Annotated in this window: 14 protein-coding genes; 13 read left to right on the top strand and 1 reads right to left on the bottom strand. The window is 58.4% G+C overall.

What is annotated here, in order from left to right; all coding sequences use genetic code 11:
* The first annotated feature begins 47 nt into the window (after window positions 1-47).
* The 3 genes from AB4N84_RS29060 to AB4N84_RS29050 all read left to right on the top strand — a co-directional run bounded on the left by AB4N84_RS29060 (window position 48) and on the right by AB4N84_RS29050 (window position 1,750).
* Complete coding sequence (locus AB4N84_RS29060) at window positions 48-737, top strand: translation initiation factor 2 (protein WP_460044409.1); 690 nt, start codon at window positions 48-50, stop codon at window positions 735-737.
* Between the two features lie 95 nt (window positions 738-832).
* Window positions 833-1,090: a YkgJ family cysteine cluster protein gene (locus tag AB4N84_RS29055; RefSeq protein ID WP_460044408.1), complete on the top strand. Its 258-nt coding sequence runs from the start codon at window positions 833-835 to the stop codon at window positions 1,088-1,090.
* 54 nt (window positions 1,091-1,144) lie between these two features.
* Entirely contained in the window at window positions 1,145-1,750 is a 606-nt protein-coding gene (locus tag AB4N84_RS29050; RefSeq protein ID WP_460044407.1) for an START domain-containing protein, read from the top strand.
* 82 nt (window positions 1,751-1,832) lie between these two features.
* Here the strand turns inward: AB4N84_RS29050 and gltA are convergent, their stop codons facing one another.
* Window positions 1,833-3,122: a citrate synthase gene (gene gltA / locus AB4N84_RS29045; protein WP_062381071.1), complete on the bottom strand. Its 1,290-nt coding sequence runs from the start codon at window positions 3,120-3,122 to the stop codon at window positions 1,833-1,835.
* A 362-nt stretch (window positions 3,123-3,484) separates the two neighbouring features.
* On the opposite strand from gltA, the gene sdhC reads away from it, so the two are divergent.
* From sdhC to brnQ, 10 genes are all read left to right on the top strand, one after another.
* Complete coding sequence (gene sdhC / locus AB4N84_RS29040) at window positions 3,485-3,859, top strand: succinate dehydrogenase, cytochrome b556 subunit (protein ID WP_074753414.1); 375 nt, start codon at window positions 3,485-3,487, stop codon at window positions 3,857-3,859.
* Window positions 3,853-4,221 carry a succinate dehydrogenase, hydrophobic membrane anchor protein gene (gene sdhD / locus AB4N84_RS29035; protein WP_074753413.1) on the top strand — a complete coding sequence of 123 codons (369 nt, stop codon included), beginning with the start codon at window positions 3,853-3,855 and terminating at the stop codon, window positions 4,219-4,221. The genes sdhC and sdhD overlap by 7 nt, the downstream gene beginning before the upstream one ends.
* A 3-nt stretch (window positions 4,222-4,224) precedes the next feature.
* Window positions 4,225-5,997 (top strand): succinate dehydrogenase flavoprotein subunit, encoded by a 1,773-nt coding sequence (gene sdhA, locus AB4N84_RS29030; RefSeq protein WP_074753412.1) that lies wholly within the window; start codon window positions 4,225-4,227, stop codon window positions 5,995-5,997.
* An 11-nt stretch (window positions 5,998-6,008) separates the two neighbouring features.
* The gene (locus AB4N84_RS29025) at window positions 6,009-6,713 is read left to right on the top strand and encodes a succinate dehydrogenase iron-sulfur subunit (protein ID WP_460044405.1); all 705 of its coding nucleotides are present in this window, start codon (window positions 6,009-6,011) and stop codon (window positions 6,711-6,713) included.
* A 290-nt stretch (window positions 6,714-7,003) separates the two neighbouring features.
* Window positions 7,004-9,835, top strand: coding sequence for a 2-oxoglutarate dehydrogenase E1 component (locus tag AB4N84_RS29020; protein WP_460044404.1), 2,832 nt, complete (start codon window positions 7,004-7,006; stop codon window positions 9,833-9,835).
* Window positions 9,836-9,876: 41 nt separating this feature from the next.
* Entirely contained in the window at window positions 9,877-11,115 is a 1,239-nt protein-coding gene (gene odhB / locus AB4N84_RS29015) for a 2-oxoglutarate dehydrogenase complex dihydrolipoyllysine-residue succinyltransferase (protein WP_074753409.1), read from the top strand.
* Between the two features lie 170 nt (window positions 11,116-11,285).
* Window positions 11,286-12,725, top strand: coding sequence for a dihydrolipoyl dehydrogenase (gene lpdA / locus AB4N84_RS29010; RefSeq protein WP_460044403.1), 1,440 nt, complete (start codon window positions 11,286-11,288; stop codon window positions 12,723-12,725).
* A gap of 204 nt (window positions 12,726-12,929) precedes the next feature.
* Entirely contained in the window at window positions 12,930-14,096 is a 1,167-nt protein-coding gene (gene sucC, locus AB4N84_RS29005; RefSeq protein ID WP_460044402.1) for an ADP-forming succinate--CoA ligase subunit beta, read from the top strand.
* Window positions 14,096-14,980 carry a succinate--CoA ligase subunit alpha gene (gene sucD / locus AB4N84_RS29000; RefSeq protein ID WP_074753406.1) on the top strand — a complete coding sequence of 295 codons (885 nt, stop codon included), beginning with the start codon at window positions 14,096-14,098 and terminating at the stop codon, window positions 14,978-14,980. The genes sucC and sucD overlap by 1 nt, the downstream gene beginning before the upstream one ends.
* A 497-nt stretch (window positions 14,981-15,477) precedes the next feature.
* Window positions 15,478-16,791: a branched-chain amino acid transport system II carrier protein gene (brnQ, locus tag AB4N84_RS28995; RefSeq protein ID WP_460044401.1), complete on the top strand. Its 1,314-nt coding sequence runs from the start codon at window positions 15,478-15,480 to the stop codon at window positions 16,789-16,791.
* The last annotated feature ends 38 nt before the right edge of the window (window positions 16,792-16,829 follow it).

Raw genomic sequence — 16,829 nt, 5'->3', positions numbered from 1 at the left:
GCAAAGAGCCAGCATGTTGGCTTCTGCCTATTTCTGCCGAAGACGTTATGAAAACACTGCGTTGTCTGGGTGTGCTATCGGTGCTTCTTCTGACTGCCTGTGATGCCGAAAAGGCGCCTGCGCCACCCCCTAAAGTTGTCGCTACAGCCGCTGTTTCAGCCCCTGAGGTCAAGACGGTTCAGGCGCCTGAGCCGATAGAGAAGGCTGCGGCAGCAGTGCCTTCTGTGCACGAACTGGCGCCGAACGTCTCTGCCGTGCGCGTCCTCGCGGCCAGTAAGCCTGAACCGGCGAAAGCCGACGCTTCAAGAAAAGTCTCCACGCCTGTCAAGACGGTTGAAATCGAGCAAAAGACGCCCAGCGTGAACGCCAAATCCGCCAAGGTTAAAGCGGTTAACGCCGAGATTGCCAACCGTGCGCCCGTCGCAAGCAAGAGCAAAACCCCTGCGCAGGTGGTCAAGGAGACGAAATTGCCGAAAGCCTCTCTCGACTTGAGTCTGCCGCCTGAGATGGTTAAGCAAATGACGCCACCTGCGAATGTCATTACCGCGCAAACCAAGGAGAAGTCCCCATCTGGCGGCGCCAAACCGCTGCTGCCTAAAATGTTTCCGGACACCAACAGCGACCCCGACTTCCACCTTCAGGGTCGTTTACTGAGCAATGAAATGCAGTTGCAGCTGCGCAATGAAGCCCGCAAGGAGGTCGAAGGTGCTGCCGTGGACTTCACGTTCAAGCAGTAACTCGGTCTGATCGGACTCGAATCCTTCATTTTCAAACGCGCGTTTTAGCGGGTAAGATCCTTTCATCTCTCATTGCCTCTCAAGAGGAAGTTTCCATGGAATGCCGTCCAGGCTGCGGCGCTTGCTGCGTTGCGCCTTCGATCTCGTCCCCTATCCCCGGCATGCCTCAAGGGAAGCTCGCGGGAGAACGGTGTCTGCATTTGTCCGTCGACATGCTGTGCGACATCTTTGGCAGGCCTGACCGGCCCTTGGTGTGCAGTCAGTTTGTTGCGGATCCCGAGGTGTGTGGCGGCAGTTCAGAAGAAGCTATCCGGATATTGGGGTGGTGGGAGCAGGCCACGTCGGTCGCATGATGGCGATGGGTCGTTGAGTCGAGACAACTGAACTTCACAATAAGGAATAAGACAATGGGTTCGCTGTACCGGATTGCATTTGGAATCGGCATGACTGTATGGGTCGCCGCCGCTGCTCAGGCCGAGAGTTGGACGGTTGCCAAGAACGAGGACGGCATCAAGGTTTCCCTCAGCGATGTCTCAGGGTCGCAATATAAGGCCTACCAAGGCGTGACCACGATCAAGGCCAGCGTTGCGAAGTTACGCAGTCTGCAGGAGGACGTTACAGGGGCCTGTGCTTGGGTCCACGAATGCAAGTCGCAAAAAATCCTCAAGCACGAGGGCGACAAGACATGGACGTATTCTCAGTTCAACACGCCGTGGCCGGTCACTCCGCGAGATTCCGTGTTGCAGATCACCACGGTTGAGGGGGCTGACGGCAGTCTGACTCGAAACCTGCTGGGCCAACCCACGTATATTCCTGAAGAGAAGGGCTTTGTACGGGTCTCTCAGGTGGAAGGTTTCTGGAAGCTTGTGCCCAAGGGTGCCAACGAGACGGAAGTGACTTATCAAGTTCACACCGAGCCGGGTGGCAGTGTGCCGTCGTGGTTGGCCAACAAATTTGTGGTGGATGCGCCGTTCAATACGCTCAAGGCCTTGAAAGAGCGGGCTGAGAAGTAATACCGGTACAGTTTTCCCCAAAACGAAAAAGGCTGCCAGTGGCAGCCTTTCTTGTTTCCGGAGTGACCGGTTCGCGAAGCGCTTACTTGCGTTCTGCGAGTGGAACGATGTCTCGAGAAACTTCACCGGTGTACAACTGGCGTGGACGGCCGATCTTGTACGGGCTGGACAGCATTTCTTTCCAGTGCGAGATCCAGCCGACGGTGCGTGCCAGGGCGAAGATCACGGTGAACATGCTGGTAGGAATGCCGATTGCCTTCAGGATAATGCCCGAGTAGAAGTCGACGTTCGGGTACAGCGAGCGCTCGATGAAGTACGGATCGGTCAGTGCGATCTCTTCGAGGCGCATGGCCAGTTCCAGCTGCGGATCGTTGGTGATGCCCAGCTCGCGCAGGACCTCATCACACGTCTGCTTCATGACGGTGGCGCGTGGGTCGCGGTTCTTGTAGACGCGGTGACCAAAGCCCATGAGCTTGAACGGATCGTTCTTGTCCTTGGCCTTGGCGATGAATTTGTCGATGTTCGACACATCGCCAATTTCGTCCAGCATGGTCAGCACGGCTTCGTTGGCGCCGCCGTGAGCAGGGCCCCACAGTGCGGCAATACCGGCCGCGATACAGGCAAACGGGTTGGCACCCGAGGAGCCGGCCATGCGGACGGTGGAGGTCGATGCGTTCTGTTCGTGGTCGGCGTGGAGGATGAAGATGCGGTCCATTGCCTTGGCCAGCGTCGGGCTGATCGGTTTGATCTCGCACGGCGTGTTGAACATCATGTGCAGGAAGTTTTCCGCGTAGCTCAGGTCGTTGCGCGGGTACATCATGGGTTGGCCCATGGAGTACTTGTAGACCATCGCTGCCAGCGTCGGCATCTTGGCAACCAGACGGATCGCCGAGATTTCGCGGTGCTGCGGGTTATTGATGTCCAGCGAGTCGTGGTAGAACGCGGAAAGAGCGCCCACTACGCCGCACATGACGGCCATGGGGTGAGCGTCGCGACGGAAGCCGTTGAAGAACGTCTTCAGTTGCTCGTGCACCATGGTGTGGTTCTTCACGGTGACAACGAATTGGGCTTTCTGCTCGGCAGTCGGCAGTTCGCCGTTCAGCAGCAGGTAGCAGGTTTCCAGATAATCCGACTGTTCGGCCAGTTGCTCGATCGGGTAGCCACGGTGCAGCAAAATGCCGTTGTCACCGTCGATGTAGGTGATCTTGGATTCGCATGAGGCGGTCGACATGAAGCCTGGGTCGAATGTGAAGCGTCCGGTGGCGGTCAGGCCGCGTACGTCGATTACATCGGGACCAACGGTGCCGGTCAGAATGGGCAGCTCGACGGGGGCTGCGCCCTCGATGATCAACTGCGCTTTTTTGTCAGCCATGTGGCCTCCTATTTATGCTTCAAATCATCAGACAGGCCCCCCACGCAGGGCCCGCATCACTATAGTGAGATAAATTCTAAAGTCAATTTGCCAAAAGTCTTGTGGCAGAAGGCTTTAAGCCGAGGTTTTCCTCGAATTTCCCTGCCATTTACGCCTTTTATTCCCCTAAAGCAATCAGCCATTAGGGGAGGGTCTGCGCGTTGTCATTAGTTGGCTAACTGTCTATACTCGGTGCCCGACCGCCAGGGGCTCTGAGACCTGTTTTTCTGGGGGTCGCACTTCCTGGGTAGTGGGTACCTGACCAGTGCACTTCCCAACAACTTGCCCTGATTCCTAGGGGCTCTTCAGTGTGAAAAAAAGCCGTGAAAAGCCAACGACCTGTAAACCTAGACCTAAGGACCATCAAACTCCCCATTACCGCGATCACGTCGATCCTTCACCGTATCTCCGGCATCATCCTCTTCATCGGCCTCGCTTTCATGCTCTACGCACTGAGCGCGTCGCTGGGTTCTGAAGAGGGCTTTGCCAACGTGAAGTCGACCTTGACCAGTCCGCTGGCCAAGTTCATCGCATGGGGGCTTCTGTCTTCCCTGCTGTATCACCTGGTGGCCGGTGTTCGTCACCTGGTCATGGATGCGGGAGTCGGTGAAACGCTGGAAGGCGGGAAGCTGGGCTCGAAAATCGTCATCGTCGTTTCTCTGGCGCTGATCGTTCTGGCGGGAGTTTGGATATGGTAACCAGCGTTACGAACCTGTCTCGTTCGGGCCTCTATGACTGGATGGCGCAACGCGTCTCCGCTGTAGTGCTCGCGGCTTATTTCATTTTCCTGATCGGATACCTGATCGCGCACCCTGGCATCGACTACGCCACGTGGCACGCTCTGTTCTCCCATAACGCAATGCGCATCTTCAGTCTGCTCGCCCTTGTTGCCCTGGCGGCTCACGCCTGGGTCGGCATGTGGACCATCGCGACCGACTACCTGACTCCCATGAGTTTCGGTGAGTCCGCGACAGCGGTGCGTTTCCTGTTCCAGGCGGTGTGCGGCATTGCGATGTTCGCGTACTTCGTCTGGGGTGTGCAGATTCTTTGGGGTATCTGATTCATGGCTAAAATTAATACCATCTCGTTCGACGCCATCATCATTGGCGGCGGCGGTGCAGGCATGCGCGCTGCGCTGCAGCTGGCTGAGGGCGGCCACAAGACCGCTGTAGTCACCAAGGTCTTTCCGACCCGCTCGCACACCGTTTCCGCCCAGGGCGGCATCACCTGCGCCATCGCGTCGGCCGATCCGAACGATGACTGGCGCTGGCACATGTACGATACCGTCAAGGGTTCCGACTACATCGGCGACCAGGACGCTATCGAGTACATGTGTCAGGAAGGTCCGGCTGCGGTCTTCGAACTGGACCACATGGGTCTGCCGTTCTCGCGTACCGAAACCGGTCGAATCTACCAGCGTCCGTTCGGTGGTCAGTCCAAAGACTTCGGCAAAGGCGGTCAGGCTGCACGTACCTGTGCCGCGTCCGACCGTACCGGTCACGCACTGTTGCACACCCTTTATCAGGGCAACCTGAAAGCGGGCACTACCTTCCTGAACGAGTACTACGCCGTTGACCTGGTCAAGAACCAGGATGGCGCGTTCGTGGGTGTGATCGCTATTTGCATCGAAACCGGCGAAACCATGTACATCAAGGCCAAGGCCACTGTACTGGCCACCGGTGGTGCGGGTCGTATCTACGCGTCCACCACCAACGCCCTGATCAATACCGGTGACGGTATCGGCATGGCGTTGCGTGCCGGTGTTCCTGTTCAGGACATCGAAATGTGGCAGTTCCACCCGACTGGCATTGCCGGCGCAGGTGTACTGGTCACCGAAGGTTGCCGTGGTGAAGGTGGTTACCTGATCAACAAGCATGGCGAGCGTTTCATGGAGCGCTATGCTCCAAACGCCAAAGACCTCGCAGGTCGTGACGTCGTTGCGCGTTCCATGGTCAAGGAAATCATCGCCGGTAACGGCTGTGGCCCGAATGGCGACCACGTCATGCTCAAGCTCGATCACCTTGGCGAGGAAGTGCTGCACAGCCGTCTGCCTGGGATCATGGAGCTGTCCAAGACGTTCGCTCACGTCGATCCGGCGGTTGCGCCGATCCCGGTTGTTCCGACCTGTCACTACATGATGGGCGGCGTTGCCACCAATATTCACGGTCAGGCCATGACCATGGATGCCGAAGGCAAGGATCGCGTGATTCCTGGTCTGTTTGCGGTCGGTGAAGTGGCGTGCGTATCCGTTCACGGCGCCAACCGTCTGGGCGGTAACTCGCTGCTCGACCTGGTCGTGTTCGGTCGTGCTGCTGGTCTGCACCTGGAAAAAGCGCTGTCCGACGGTATCGAATACGCCGACGCCAGCGACACCGACATCGATGTCGCGTTGGGCCGTCTGAACGCGCTCAACGAGCGTACCGAAGGCGAAGACGTCGCCACGCTGCGCCGTGAACTGCAGAACTGCATGCAGAATTACTTCGGTGTGTTCCGCACCGGCGAATACATGCAGAAGGGTATTGCTCAACTGGCTGATCTGCGGGCCCGTATTGCCAACGTCAAGATCAATGACAAGTCCCAGGCCTTCAACACCGCGCGTATCGAAGCGCTCGAGTTGCAGAACCTGCTGGAAGTTGCCGAAGCAACCGCAGTGGCTGCTGAAGTGCGCAAAGAGTCCCGCGGCGCTCACGCCCGTGAAGACTTCGAAGATCGCGACGACGAAAACTGGCTGTGCCATACCCTGTACTACCCGGGCGAGAAGCGGGTTGCCAAACGTGCAGTCAACTTTGCGCCGAAAACCGTACCGGCGTTTGAACCGAAAATTCGGACTTACTAAGGGTGGCCGCTATGTTGAAAGTCGAAGTTTATCGCTACAACCCTGACACCGATTCGGCGCCCAAGACCCAGGTCTTCGACGTGGATACCGGTGGCAAGGACCTGATGGTCCTGGACGTGCTGGCGCTGATCAAAGAGCAGGACGAAGGCTTCTCTTATCGTCGCTCCTGCCGCGAAGGTGTCTGCGGCTCCGACGGCATGAACATCAACGGCAAGAACGGCCTGGCGTGCATCACGCCGCTGTCTTCCGTGGTGAAGGGCAACAAGCTGGTGGTGCGTCCACTGCCTGGTTTGCCGGTCATTCGTGACCTGGTCGTCGACATGAGCATCTTCTACAAGCAATACGAGAAGGTGAAACCCTTCCTGCAGAACGACACGCCGGCTCCGGCCATCGAGCGTCTGCAGTCGCCAGAAGAGCGTGAGAAGCTGGACGGCCTGTACGAGTGCATTCTGTGCGCTTGCTGCTCGACCTCCTGCCCGTCGTTCTGGTGGAACCCTGACAAGTTCCTGGGTCCAGCTGCACTGCTGCAAGCCTATCGTTTCCTGGCTGACAGCCGTGACACCAAGACTCAGGAGCGTCTGGCTTCCCTGGACGACCCGTTCAGTGTGTTCCGTTGCCGCGGGATCATGAACTGCGTGAACGTCTGCCCGAAAGGCCTGAACCCTAACAAGGCTATCGGTCACGTTCGCAGCATGCTTCTCAAGAGCGGTATCTGAGTTCGTGGCAGCATCGAAGCATCTGTAAGTTTGTAAATGTTGTACCCGTAAACGCTACGGCGCAGGCTGAAACCGGCGCCGTAGTTTTAACCTGAGCAGCAGTTTCAAAGGCTGCAGCTCTTATTTGATGAAATGAGAACCAGCAGGGGCATCCGGGCTGGTACCCGGACTATCTGCGCGATTCCTAGCGACTTGGTGCAGTCGGCGACTCGATACGGTCGCTGCACGGACTTTTCAGGTTGGCAACGGTGTCGACGCCGATGGTGTCCCCTAACCGAGGGTGACCAAGCATGCAAGAAAGCGTGATGCAGCGCATGTGGAACAGTGCCCACCTTTCCGGTGGTAACGCTGCCTATGTGGAAGAGCTCTATGAGCTCTACCTGCACGACCCTAACGCTGTGCCAGAAGAATGGCGCACCTACTTTCAGACGCTGCCGGCTGACGACAGCACTGCCACCGATGTATCGCACTCGACGGTTCGCGATCATTTCGTGTTGCTGGGAAAAAACCAGCGCCGCGCTCAACCGGTCTCCGCCGGTAGCGTGAGCAGCGAGCATGAGAAGAAGCAAGTTGAAGTATTGCGACTGATCCAGGCATTCCGTATGCGCGGCCATCAGGGTGCGCAACTCGATCCTCTGGGTCTGTGGAAGCGTACTGCGCCAGCTGACCTGTCGATCAACCATTACGGTTTGACCAACGCTGACCTCGATACCACATTCCGTGCCGGCGACCTGTTCATCGGCAAGGAGGAGGCGAGCCTACGCGAAATCGTAGAGGCGTTGCAGAAGACATATTGCCGCACCATCGGCGCCGAGTTCACGCACATCGTGGATTCGACCCAGCGCAACTGGTTCATGCAGCGCCTCGAAAGCGTGCGTGGCCGTCCAGCTTACTCCGCCGACATTCAGAGCCATCTGCTCGAGCGCGTCACCGCGGCCGAGGGTCTGGAAAAGTACCTGGGTACCAAATACCCGGGCACCAAGCGCTTCGGTCTGGAAGGTGGTGAAAGCCTGATCCCGATGCTGGACGAACTGATCCAGCGTTCCGGTTCCTACGGCACCAAGGAAATCGTGATCGGCATGGCCCACCGTGGTCGCCTGAACGTCCTGGTCAACACCTTCGGCAAGAATCCGCGCGAGCTGTTCGACGAATTCGAAGGCAAGAAGAAGGTCGAGCTGGGTTCCGGTGACGTGAAATACCACCAGGGCTTCTCGTCCAACGTCATGACCACCGGTGGCGAAGTCCACCTGGCGATGGCCTTCAACCCGTCTCACCTGGAGATCGTTTCTCCGGTGGTCGAGGGTTCTGTGCGCGCTCGTCAGGATCGTCGCAACGACACCACGGGCGAAAAAGTCCTGCCGATTTCCATCCACGGTGACGCTGCCTTCGCAGGTCAGGGTGTGGTACTGGAAACCTTCCAGATGTCGCAGACCCGCGGCTTCAAGACCGGCGGCACGATTCACATCGTGATCAACAACCAGGTTGGCTTCACCATCAGCAACCAGGAAGACTCGCGCTCTACCGAGTACGCGACCGACGTTGCCAAGATGATTCAGGCGCCGATTCTCCATGTAAATGGCGATGACCCTGAAGCGGTGTTGTTCGTGACCCAACTGGCCATCGATTACCGCATGCAGTTCAAGCGTGACGTGGTCATTGACCTGGTCTGCTACCGCCGTCGCGGTCACAACGAAGCCGACGAGCCAAGTGGCACTCAGCCATTGATGTACCAGCAGATTGCCAAACAGCGCACGACGCGTGAGCTTTACGCTGATGCACTGGCTACCGGCAACATCCTCAGCGCTGAAGCGGCTCAGACCAAAGTGGACGAGTACCGCAACGCCCTGGACAACGGCATGCACGTTGTGAAGAGCCTGGTCAAAGAGCCTAACAAGGAACTGTTCGTCGACTGGCGTCCGTATCTGGGCCACGCCTGGACGGCACGTCACGACACCCGTTTCGACCTCAAGACCCTGCAGGAACTGTCGGCCAAGCTGATGGAACTGCCAGAAGGTTTCGTGGTGCAGCGTCAGGTCCAGAAGATCTACGAAGACCGTCAGAAGATGCAAGCCGGTGGTCTGCCGATCAACTGGGGTTACGCAGAGACCATGGCCTACGCCACACTGGCGTTCGAAGGTCACCCGGTGCGTATCACAGGCCAGGACGTCGGTCGCGGTACGTTCTCGCACCGTCACGCCGTGCTGCATAACCAGAAAGACGCAGCCACTTACATCCCGTTGCAGAACCTGTATGCCGGTCAGCCACGCTTTGACCTGTACGACTCGTTCCTGTCGGAAGAAGCGGTTCTGGCGTTCGAATACGGCTACTCCACCACCTCGCCAAATGCGCTGGTGATCTGGGAAGCCCAGTTCGGTGACTTCGCCAACGGTGCGCAGGTCGTGATCGACCAGTTCATCACCAGCGGCGAGCACAAGTGGGGCCGTCTGTGCGGTCTGACCATGCTGCTGCCACATGGCTACGAAGGTCAGGGGCCTGAGCACTCCTCCGCGCGTCTTGAGCGTTACCTGCAGCTGTGCGCCGAGCACAACATTCAGGTGTGCGTGCCGACCACTCCGGCACAGATCTACCATCTGTTGCGTCGTCAGGTGATCCGTCCGCTGCGCAAGCCGCTGGTCGTGCTGACGCCGAAGTCGCTGCTGCGTCACAAACTGGCAGTGTCGACGCTGGAAGATCTGGCCGAAGGCTCGTTCCAGACCGTCATTCCGGAAATCGACACGCTCGATGCCGCGAAAGTGACCCGCCTGGTTATGTGCAGCGGCAAGGTGTACTACGACCTGCTGGAAAAACGCCGTGCCGAAGGCCGCGAAGATATTGCCATCGTGCGTATCGAGCAGCTCTACCCGTTCCCGGAAGACGACCTGATGGACGCCATTGCGTCCTATACCAACCTGACCCATGTGGTCTGGTGTCAGGAAGAGCCGATGAACCAGGGCGCCTGGTACAGCAGCCAGCATCACTTGCGCCGTAGCATCGGCAATCACAACCGCAATCTCGTCCTCGAGTACGCTGGCCGTGATGCGTCTGCTGCACCTGCTTGTGGTTACGCTTCGATGCACGCCGAACAGCAGGAAAAACTGCTGAAAGACGCGTTCACTGTTTAACGCCTTCGCGCACTAGAAACCGAATTAAGGAATTACAGACAATGGCTATTGAGATCAAAGCCCCCTCTTTCCCGGAATCCGTTGCCGACGGCACCATTTCCAAGTGGCACAAACAGCCGGGCGAAGCGGTAAAACGCGACGAACTGCTGGTCGACATCGAAACCGACAAGGTGGTTCTCGAGGTACTGGCTGAAGCTGACGGCGTACTGGCGTCGATCGTGAAAGGCGAGGGCGACACCGTCCTGTCCAACGAACTGATCGCAACCCTGGACGCTGGCGCCACTGCTTCGGCCGCGCCTGCTGCCGCTGCGGCCCCGGCTGCTGCACCTGCCGCTGCTGCCGCGCCGGCTCCTGCCGCCGCTGGCGACGAAGACGCCATCGGCGCTCCGGCTGCGCGCAAGCTGGCTGAAGAAAATGGCATTGCACTGGCCAGCATCAAAGGCACCGGCAAAGACGGTCGCGTCACCAAAGAAGACGTCGTTGCTGCCATTGAAGCGAAGAAATCGGCTCCGGCCGCTGCGCCGGCTGCCAAGCCTGCTGCCGCTGCACCTGCTGCGCCTGTGTTCGCCGCTGGCGACCGCACCGAGAAGCGTGTACCGATGACACGTGTACGTGCCACCGTTGCCAAGCGTCTGGTCGAAGCACAGTCGAACATGGCAATGCTGACAACCTTCAACGAAGTCGACATGACCGAAGTCATGGCGCTGCGTTCGAAGTACAAGGACCTGTTCGAGAAGTCCCACAACGGCGTACGCCTGGGCTTCATGTCGTTCTTCGTCAAGGCCGCTACCGAAGCGCTGAAGCGTTTCCCGGCTGTCAACGCGTCGATCGACGGCACTGACATCGTCTACCACGGTTATGCTGACGTCGGCGTTGCCGTCTCCAGCGACCGTGGTCTGGTGGTTCCGGTTCTGCGCAACGCCGAACACATGAGCCTGGCCGAAATCGAAGGCGGCATTGCCACCTTCGGCAAAAAAGCCCGCGATGGCAAACTGTCCATCGACGAGATGACTGGCGGTACCTTCACCATCACCAACGGTGGTACTTTCGGTTCGATGATGTCGACCCCGATCGTTAACCCGCCGCAAGCGGCCATCCTGGGCATGCACAACATTCTGCAGCGTCCTATGGCGATCAACGGTCAGGTTGTTATCCGCCCGATGATGTATCTGGCGCTGTCCTACGATCACCGCTTGATCGACGGTAAAGAAGCTGTGACGTTCCTGGTGACCATCAAGAACCTGCTGGAAGATCCAGCTCGTCTGTTGCTGGATATCTGATTCAAGGCAGCTGCAAGCCACAAGCGCCAAGCTGCAAAAAATGCAGCCTGGCGCTCGTGCTTGGGTCGTCGCAACATCCTAATGAACAGGCTGCAACTCGTCTGTAGAGCATCACGGATCAGCTTGCAGCTTGTGGCTTGAAGCTCGCAGCTAAAGAGGAACTCTTTTTTATGTCCCAGAAATTCGACGTGGTAGTGATTGGCGCAGGCCCTGGCGGTTATGTTGCCGCCATCAAGGCCGCGCAACTTGGTCTCAAGACTGCCTGCATCGAGAAGTATCAGGATAAAGAGGGCAAGCTCGCTCTCGGCGGTACCTGCCTGAACGTAGGCTGCATTCCTTCCAAGGCGCTGCTGGACAGCTCGTGGAAATTCTACGAAGCCAAGAACCAGTTCAACGTGCACGGCATTTCCATCTCCGGCGACGTGCAGATGGACGTCCCGGCCATGGTTGGCCGCAAGTCGCAGATCGTCAAAGGCCTGACCGGCGGCGTTGCCAGCCTGTTCAAAGCCAACGGCGTTACTTCCCTGCAAGGCCACGGCAAGCTGCTGGCCGGCAAGAAAGTCGAGCTGACCAAGCCTGACGGCACCACCGAAGTCATCGAAGCCGACAACATCATCCTGGCTTCCGGCTCGCGTCCGATCGACATTCCACCGGCTCCGGTCGATCAGAACGTCATCGTCGACTCTACTGGTGCCCTGGAATTCCAGTCAGTGCCTGAGCGTCTGGGTGTGATCGGTGCGGGCGTTATCGGCCTGGAACTGGGTTCGGTATGGTCGCGCTTGGGTTCCAAGGTCACCGTTCTGGAAGCGCTGGAGAAGTTCCTGCCTGCCGCTGACGAAGCCGTTTCCAAGGAAGCACAGAAGACCTTCACCAAACAGGGTCTGGACATCAAGCTGGGCGCTCGCGTCACCGGCTCGAAAGTCAACGGCAACGAAGTGATCGTCAACTACACCGATAAAGACGGTGAGCAGAACATCACGTTCGACCGCTTGATCGTTGCAGTAGGCCGTCGTCCGGTGACCACCGATCTGCTGGCGTCCGACAGCGGTGTCGATATCGACGAGCGCGGCTTCATCTTCGTCAACGATCAGTGCGAAACCAGCGTTCCTGGTGTTTACGCGATCGGTGACGTGGTCCGTGGTCTGATGCTGGCACACAAAGCGTCGGAAGAAGGCATCATGGTTGTTGAGCGCATCAAGGGCCACAAAACCCAGATGAACTACGACCTGATCCCGTCGGTTATCTACACGCACCCGGAAATCGCATGGGTCGGTAAAACCGAGCAGACCTTGAAGGCCGAAGGCGTTGAGGTTAACGTCGGCAGCTTCCCGTTCGCGGCGAGCGGCCGTGCGATGGCGGCGAACGACACTGGCGGTTTCGTCAAAGTCATCGCTGACGCCAAGACCGACCGTGTACTGGGTGTACACGTCATCGGCCCAGGCGCAGCAGAACTGGTACAGCAGGGCGCGATCGGTATGGAGTTCGGCACCAGTGCCGAAGACATCGGCATGATGGTCTTCTCCCACCCGACGTTGTCCGAAGCGCTGCACGAAGCTGCTTTGGCTGTGAATGGCCACGCCATCCACATCCAGAACAAGAAAAAACGCTAAGAAAAAAACCACGACGGACCGCCCGTCGTAGACCTTGCTCGCAAGGCTTACCGCGGAAGGTCCGTTGGACTCGAACTCCCGGTGTGTTCCGATCGGCACTGATGTGCAGGTCCGGGCCCTTCCGGGAGAAGCGGTCACAGGTGGTGCGGCACGCTTAGACGAGCAGCACCGAATGCGCAGTACCTAACGAAGACGGTAATAAGCATGAATCTTCACGAGTATCAGGGTAAGCAGCTGTTTGCTGAATACGGCCTGCCAGTATCCAAGGGCTTTGCAGTAGACACCCCGGAAGCAGCAGCAGAAGCGTGCGACAAGATCGGCGGAACCGAATGGGTCGTCAAAGCCCAGGTTCACGCAGGTGGTCGCGGTAAAGCGGGCGGCGTCAAGCTGGTTCGCAGCAAGGAAGACGCAGCTGCGTTCGCCCAACAGTGGTTGGGCAAGCGTCTGGTCACTTACCAGACTGATGCCAACGGCCAGCCAGTCACCAAGATCCTGGTTGAATCCTGCACTGACATCGCCAAAGAGCTGTACCTGGGCGCTGTAGTGGACCGTTCGAGCCGTCGTATCGTGTTCATGGCCTCCACCGAAGGTGGCGTGGACATCGAGAAAATCGCTCACGAAACTCCTGAGAAGATTCTCAAGGCCACGATCGATCCACTGGTTGGCGCTCAGCCATTCCAGGGTCGCGATCTGGCATTCCAGCTGGGTCTGGAAGGCAAGCAGGTCACTCAGTTCGCCAAGATCTTCGTCGGTCTGGCCAAGCTGTTCCAGGACCACGACCTGGCCCTGCTGGAAGTGAACCCGCTGGTGATCAAGTCTGACGGCGATCTGCACTGCCTGGACGCCAAGATCAACATCGACGCCAACGCCATGTACCGTCAGCCTAAGCTGAAGGCTTTCCACGACCCATCGCAAGATGACCCACGTGAAGCCCACGCTGCCAAGTTCGAACTGAACTACGTGGCACTGGAAGGCAACATCGGCTGCATGGTCAACGGTGCCGGCCTGGCCATGGGTACCATGGACATCGTCAACCTGCACGGCGGCAAGCCAGCCAACTTCCTCGACGTAGGTGGTGGCGCTACCAAAGAGCGCGTGACCGAAGCCTTCAAGATCATCCTGTCCGACAGCAACGTCGCCGCAGTACTGGTCAACATCTTCGGCGGCATCGTTCGCTGCGACATGATTGCCGAAGGCATCATTGGCGCGGTGAAAGAAGTCGGCGTGAAAATCCCGGTCGTTGTTCGCCTTGAAGGTAACAACGCTGACCTGGGCGCTAAAGTACTGGCAGAAAGCGGCTTGAACATCATCGCTGCTACCAGCTTGACCGACGCTGCTCAACAAGTCGTCAAAGCTGCGGAGGGCAAATAATGAGCGTCCTGATCAATAAAGACACCAAAGTTATCTGCCAGGGCTTCACCGGCTCTCAAGGTACTTTCCACTCCGAACAAGCCATTGCCTACGGCACCAAAATGGTTGGCGGCGTGACCCCAGGCAAAGGTGGCACCACTCACCTGAACCTGCCGGTGTTCAACACCGTTCGTGAAGCAGTGGAGCAAACTGGCGCTACCGCCAGCGTGATCTACGTTCCGGCTCCTTTCTGCAAAGATTCGATCCTGGAAGCTGCTTTCGGCGGCATCAAGCTGATCATCTGCATCACCGAAGGTATTCCTACCCTCGACATGCTGGATGCCAAGGTCAAGTGCGACGAACTGGGTGTCACCCTGATCGGCCCGAACTGCCCAGGCGTGATCACTCCGGGCGAGTGCAAGATCGGCATCATGCCAGGCCACATTCACTTGCCAGGCAAAGTCGGTATCGTGTCGCGTTCCGGCACCCTGACTTACGAAGCTGTGAAGCAGACCACTGACGCCGGTTTCGGTCAGTCCACCTGCGTTGGCATCGGTGGTGACCCGATCCCTGGCTCCAACTTCATCGACATCCTGAAGTTGTTCCAGAACGACCCACAGACCGAAGCGATCGTCATGATCGGTGAGATCGGTGGTTCGGCTGAAGAAGAAGCCGCTGCCTACATCAAGGCAAACGTGACCAAGCCAGTCGTTTCCTACATCGCTGGTGTGACTGCTCCTCCGGGCAAGCGCATGGGCCATGCTGGCGCGATCATCTCCGGCGGCAAAGGTACTGCAGACGAGAAATTCGCTGCACTGCAAGACGCGGGTGTCAAAACCGTGCGTTCGCTGGCAGACATCGGCAAAGCCCTGGCTGAGCTGACCGGTTGGGAAATGAAAAAGTAAGCATCGCTTGCTGATCATTGTCTGATCGACAAAGGCCACCTTCGGGTGGCCTTTGTGTTTTCAGGGCTCAACCCCGTTTGCCTGTCGTTTCCCATCGCGAGCACGCTCACGCCTACAGGATTGCAGTTACCCTCTGTAGGAGCGCGCTTGCCCGCGAACAAACGATGACGCGGTAGACCTGGAAAACCGCGTTGTTTTCCCTCGTAAGCAAGACACCCATTCACCCATTCACCTGTGCGTTCGTGCTTAAGCAGCCAGGCTGCCTGCGTACCAAATGCTGTAGGAGTTTTCCGATATGCGACAGCTACGTGCATACATCGGTCGCCTCGCCCTGTATCGGTGCGGGAAATAGGGTAGGCTACGCGCCATTTTGCGTGGCCGGCCCCCATAAGGAGCTGCTGCGCGCAGACGGGTCTGTTCTAAAAGGACGGGCAGCATTTCCCTCACCCTCAGGGAAATCCTCTTCTTAATTCCGATTCAGCAGTGTGGTTTCTTTGATGAAAGTGTTGAAAGGTCAGGACATCCTGGCGCTTGGTTTCATGACGTTCGCGTTGTTCGTAGGTGCTGGCAATATCATCTTCCCCCCTATCGTTGGTCTACAGGCCGGTCCGCACGTGTGGATGGCGGCGCTGGGCTTTCTGGTAACGGCGGTAGGCCTCCCGGTCGTGACCGTAGTTGCACTGGCCAAGGTAGGCGGGGCCATGGACGCGCTGAGCAGCCCGATCGGCAAAGTCGCCGGTACCGTGCTCGCCGCGGTCTGCTATTTGTCCGTGGGGCCGTTGTTCGCAACGCCGCGCACGGCCACGGTGTCCTTTGAGGTCGGCCTGGCGCCGATCACCGGTGAGAGCCCGCTGGCGCTGTTCCTGTACAGCCTCGTGTATTTCCTGCTGGTCTTCTGGATCTCGCTCTATCCCGGCCGCTTGCTCGACACCGTCGGACGCTTCCTTGCGCCATTGAAGATCATCGCGTTGGCGGTCCTGGGCATTGCGGCCTTCGCGCTGCCTGCCGGTGATGTCGGGGTTGCACAACCAGCGTATGTCGCCGCGCCGTTCTCCCAAGGCTTCATCAATGGTTACCTGACCATGGACACGCTGGGTGCGCTGGTGTTTGGCATCGTCATCGTCAATGCCATCCGTTCTCGGGGCGTGGAGTCTCCAAAACTGATCACCCGCTACGCGATCATTGCCGGTCTTATTGCCGGGCTGGGCCTTGCGCTGGTCTACATCAGCCTGTTCCGTCTCGGCGCCGCAAGCCATGCCGTCGCTGCAGGTGCCACCAATGGCGCGGCGGTGCTGCACGCCTATGTGCAACATACCTTTGGGACGCTGGGCAGCGGTTTTCTCGCGGTGTTGATTTCCCTTGCGTGCCTGGTCACGGCAGTGGGGCTTACGTGCGCTTGCGCCGAGTATTTCAGCCGACTGCTGCCGCTGTCCTACAAGACCCTGGTGATCCTCCTCGCCGCGTTCTCCCTGTTGGTGTCCAACCTGGGCCTGACCAAGCTGATCCAGTTCTCCATTCCGGTGCTGACCGCGATTTATCCGCCGTGCATCGCATTGGTCGCATTGAGCTTCTGCAAGGACTTCTGGCAGTCGCAAGGGCGCGTCGTTGCGCCCGTGATGCTGGTGTCATTCGTGTTCGGCATGATCGACGCGGTCAAGGGGGCGGGATTTGCGGATGTGCTGCCTGATGCACTGGCGCATTTGCCATTGAGCGAGCAAGGGCTGGCCTGGTTGATCCCGTCGCTGATCACGCTGTTCGTGGCGTTCGTGGTGGATCGCATGCTGGGTCGGCGCAGCGAAGCGCTGGCCTGAGGGGAGGGCGGCAGCGTCCTTTCATGACGATGCTGCTG

The sequence above is a fragment of the Pseudomonas sp. S2_H01 genome (assembly GCF_054668305.1).
This window is presented reverse-complemented; position numbering and strand designations above follow the sequence as displayed.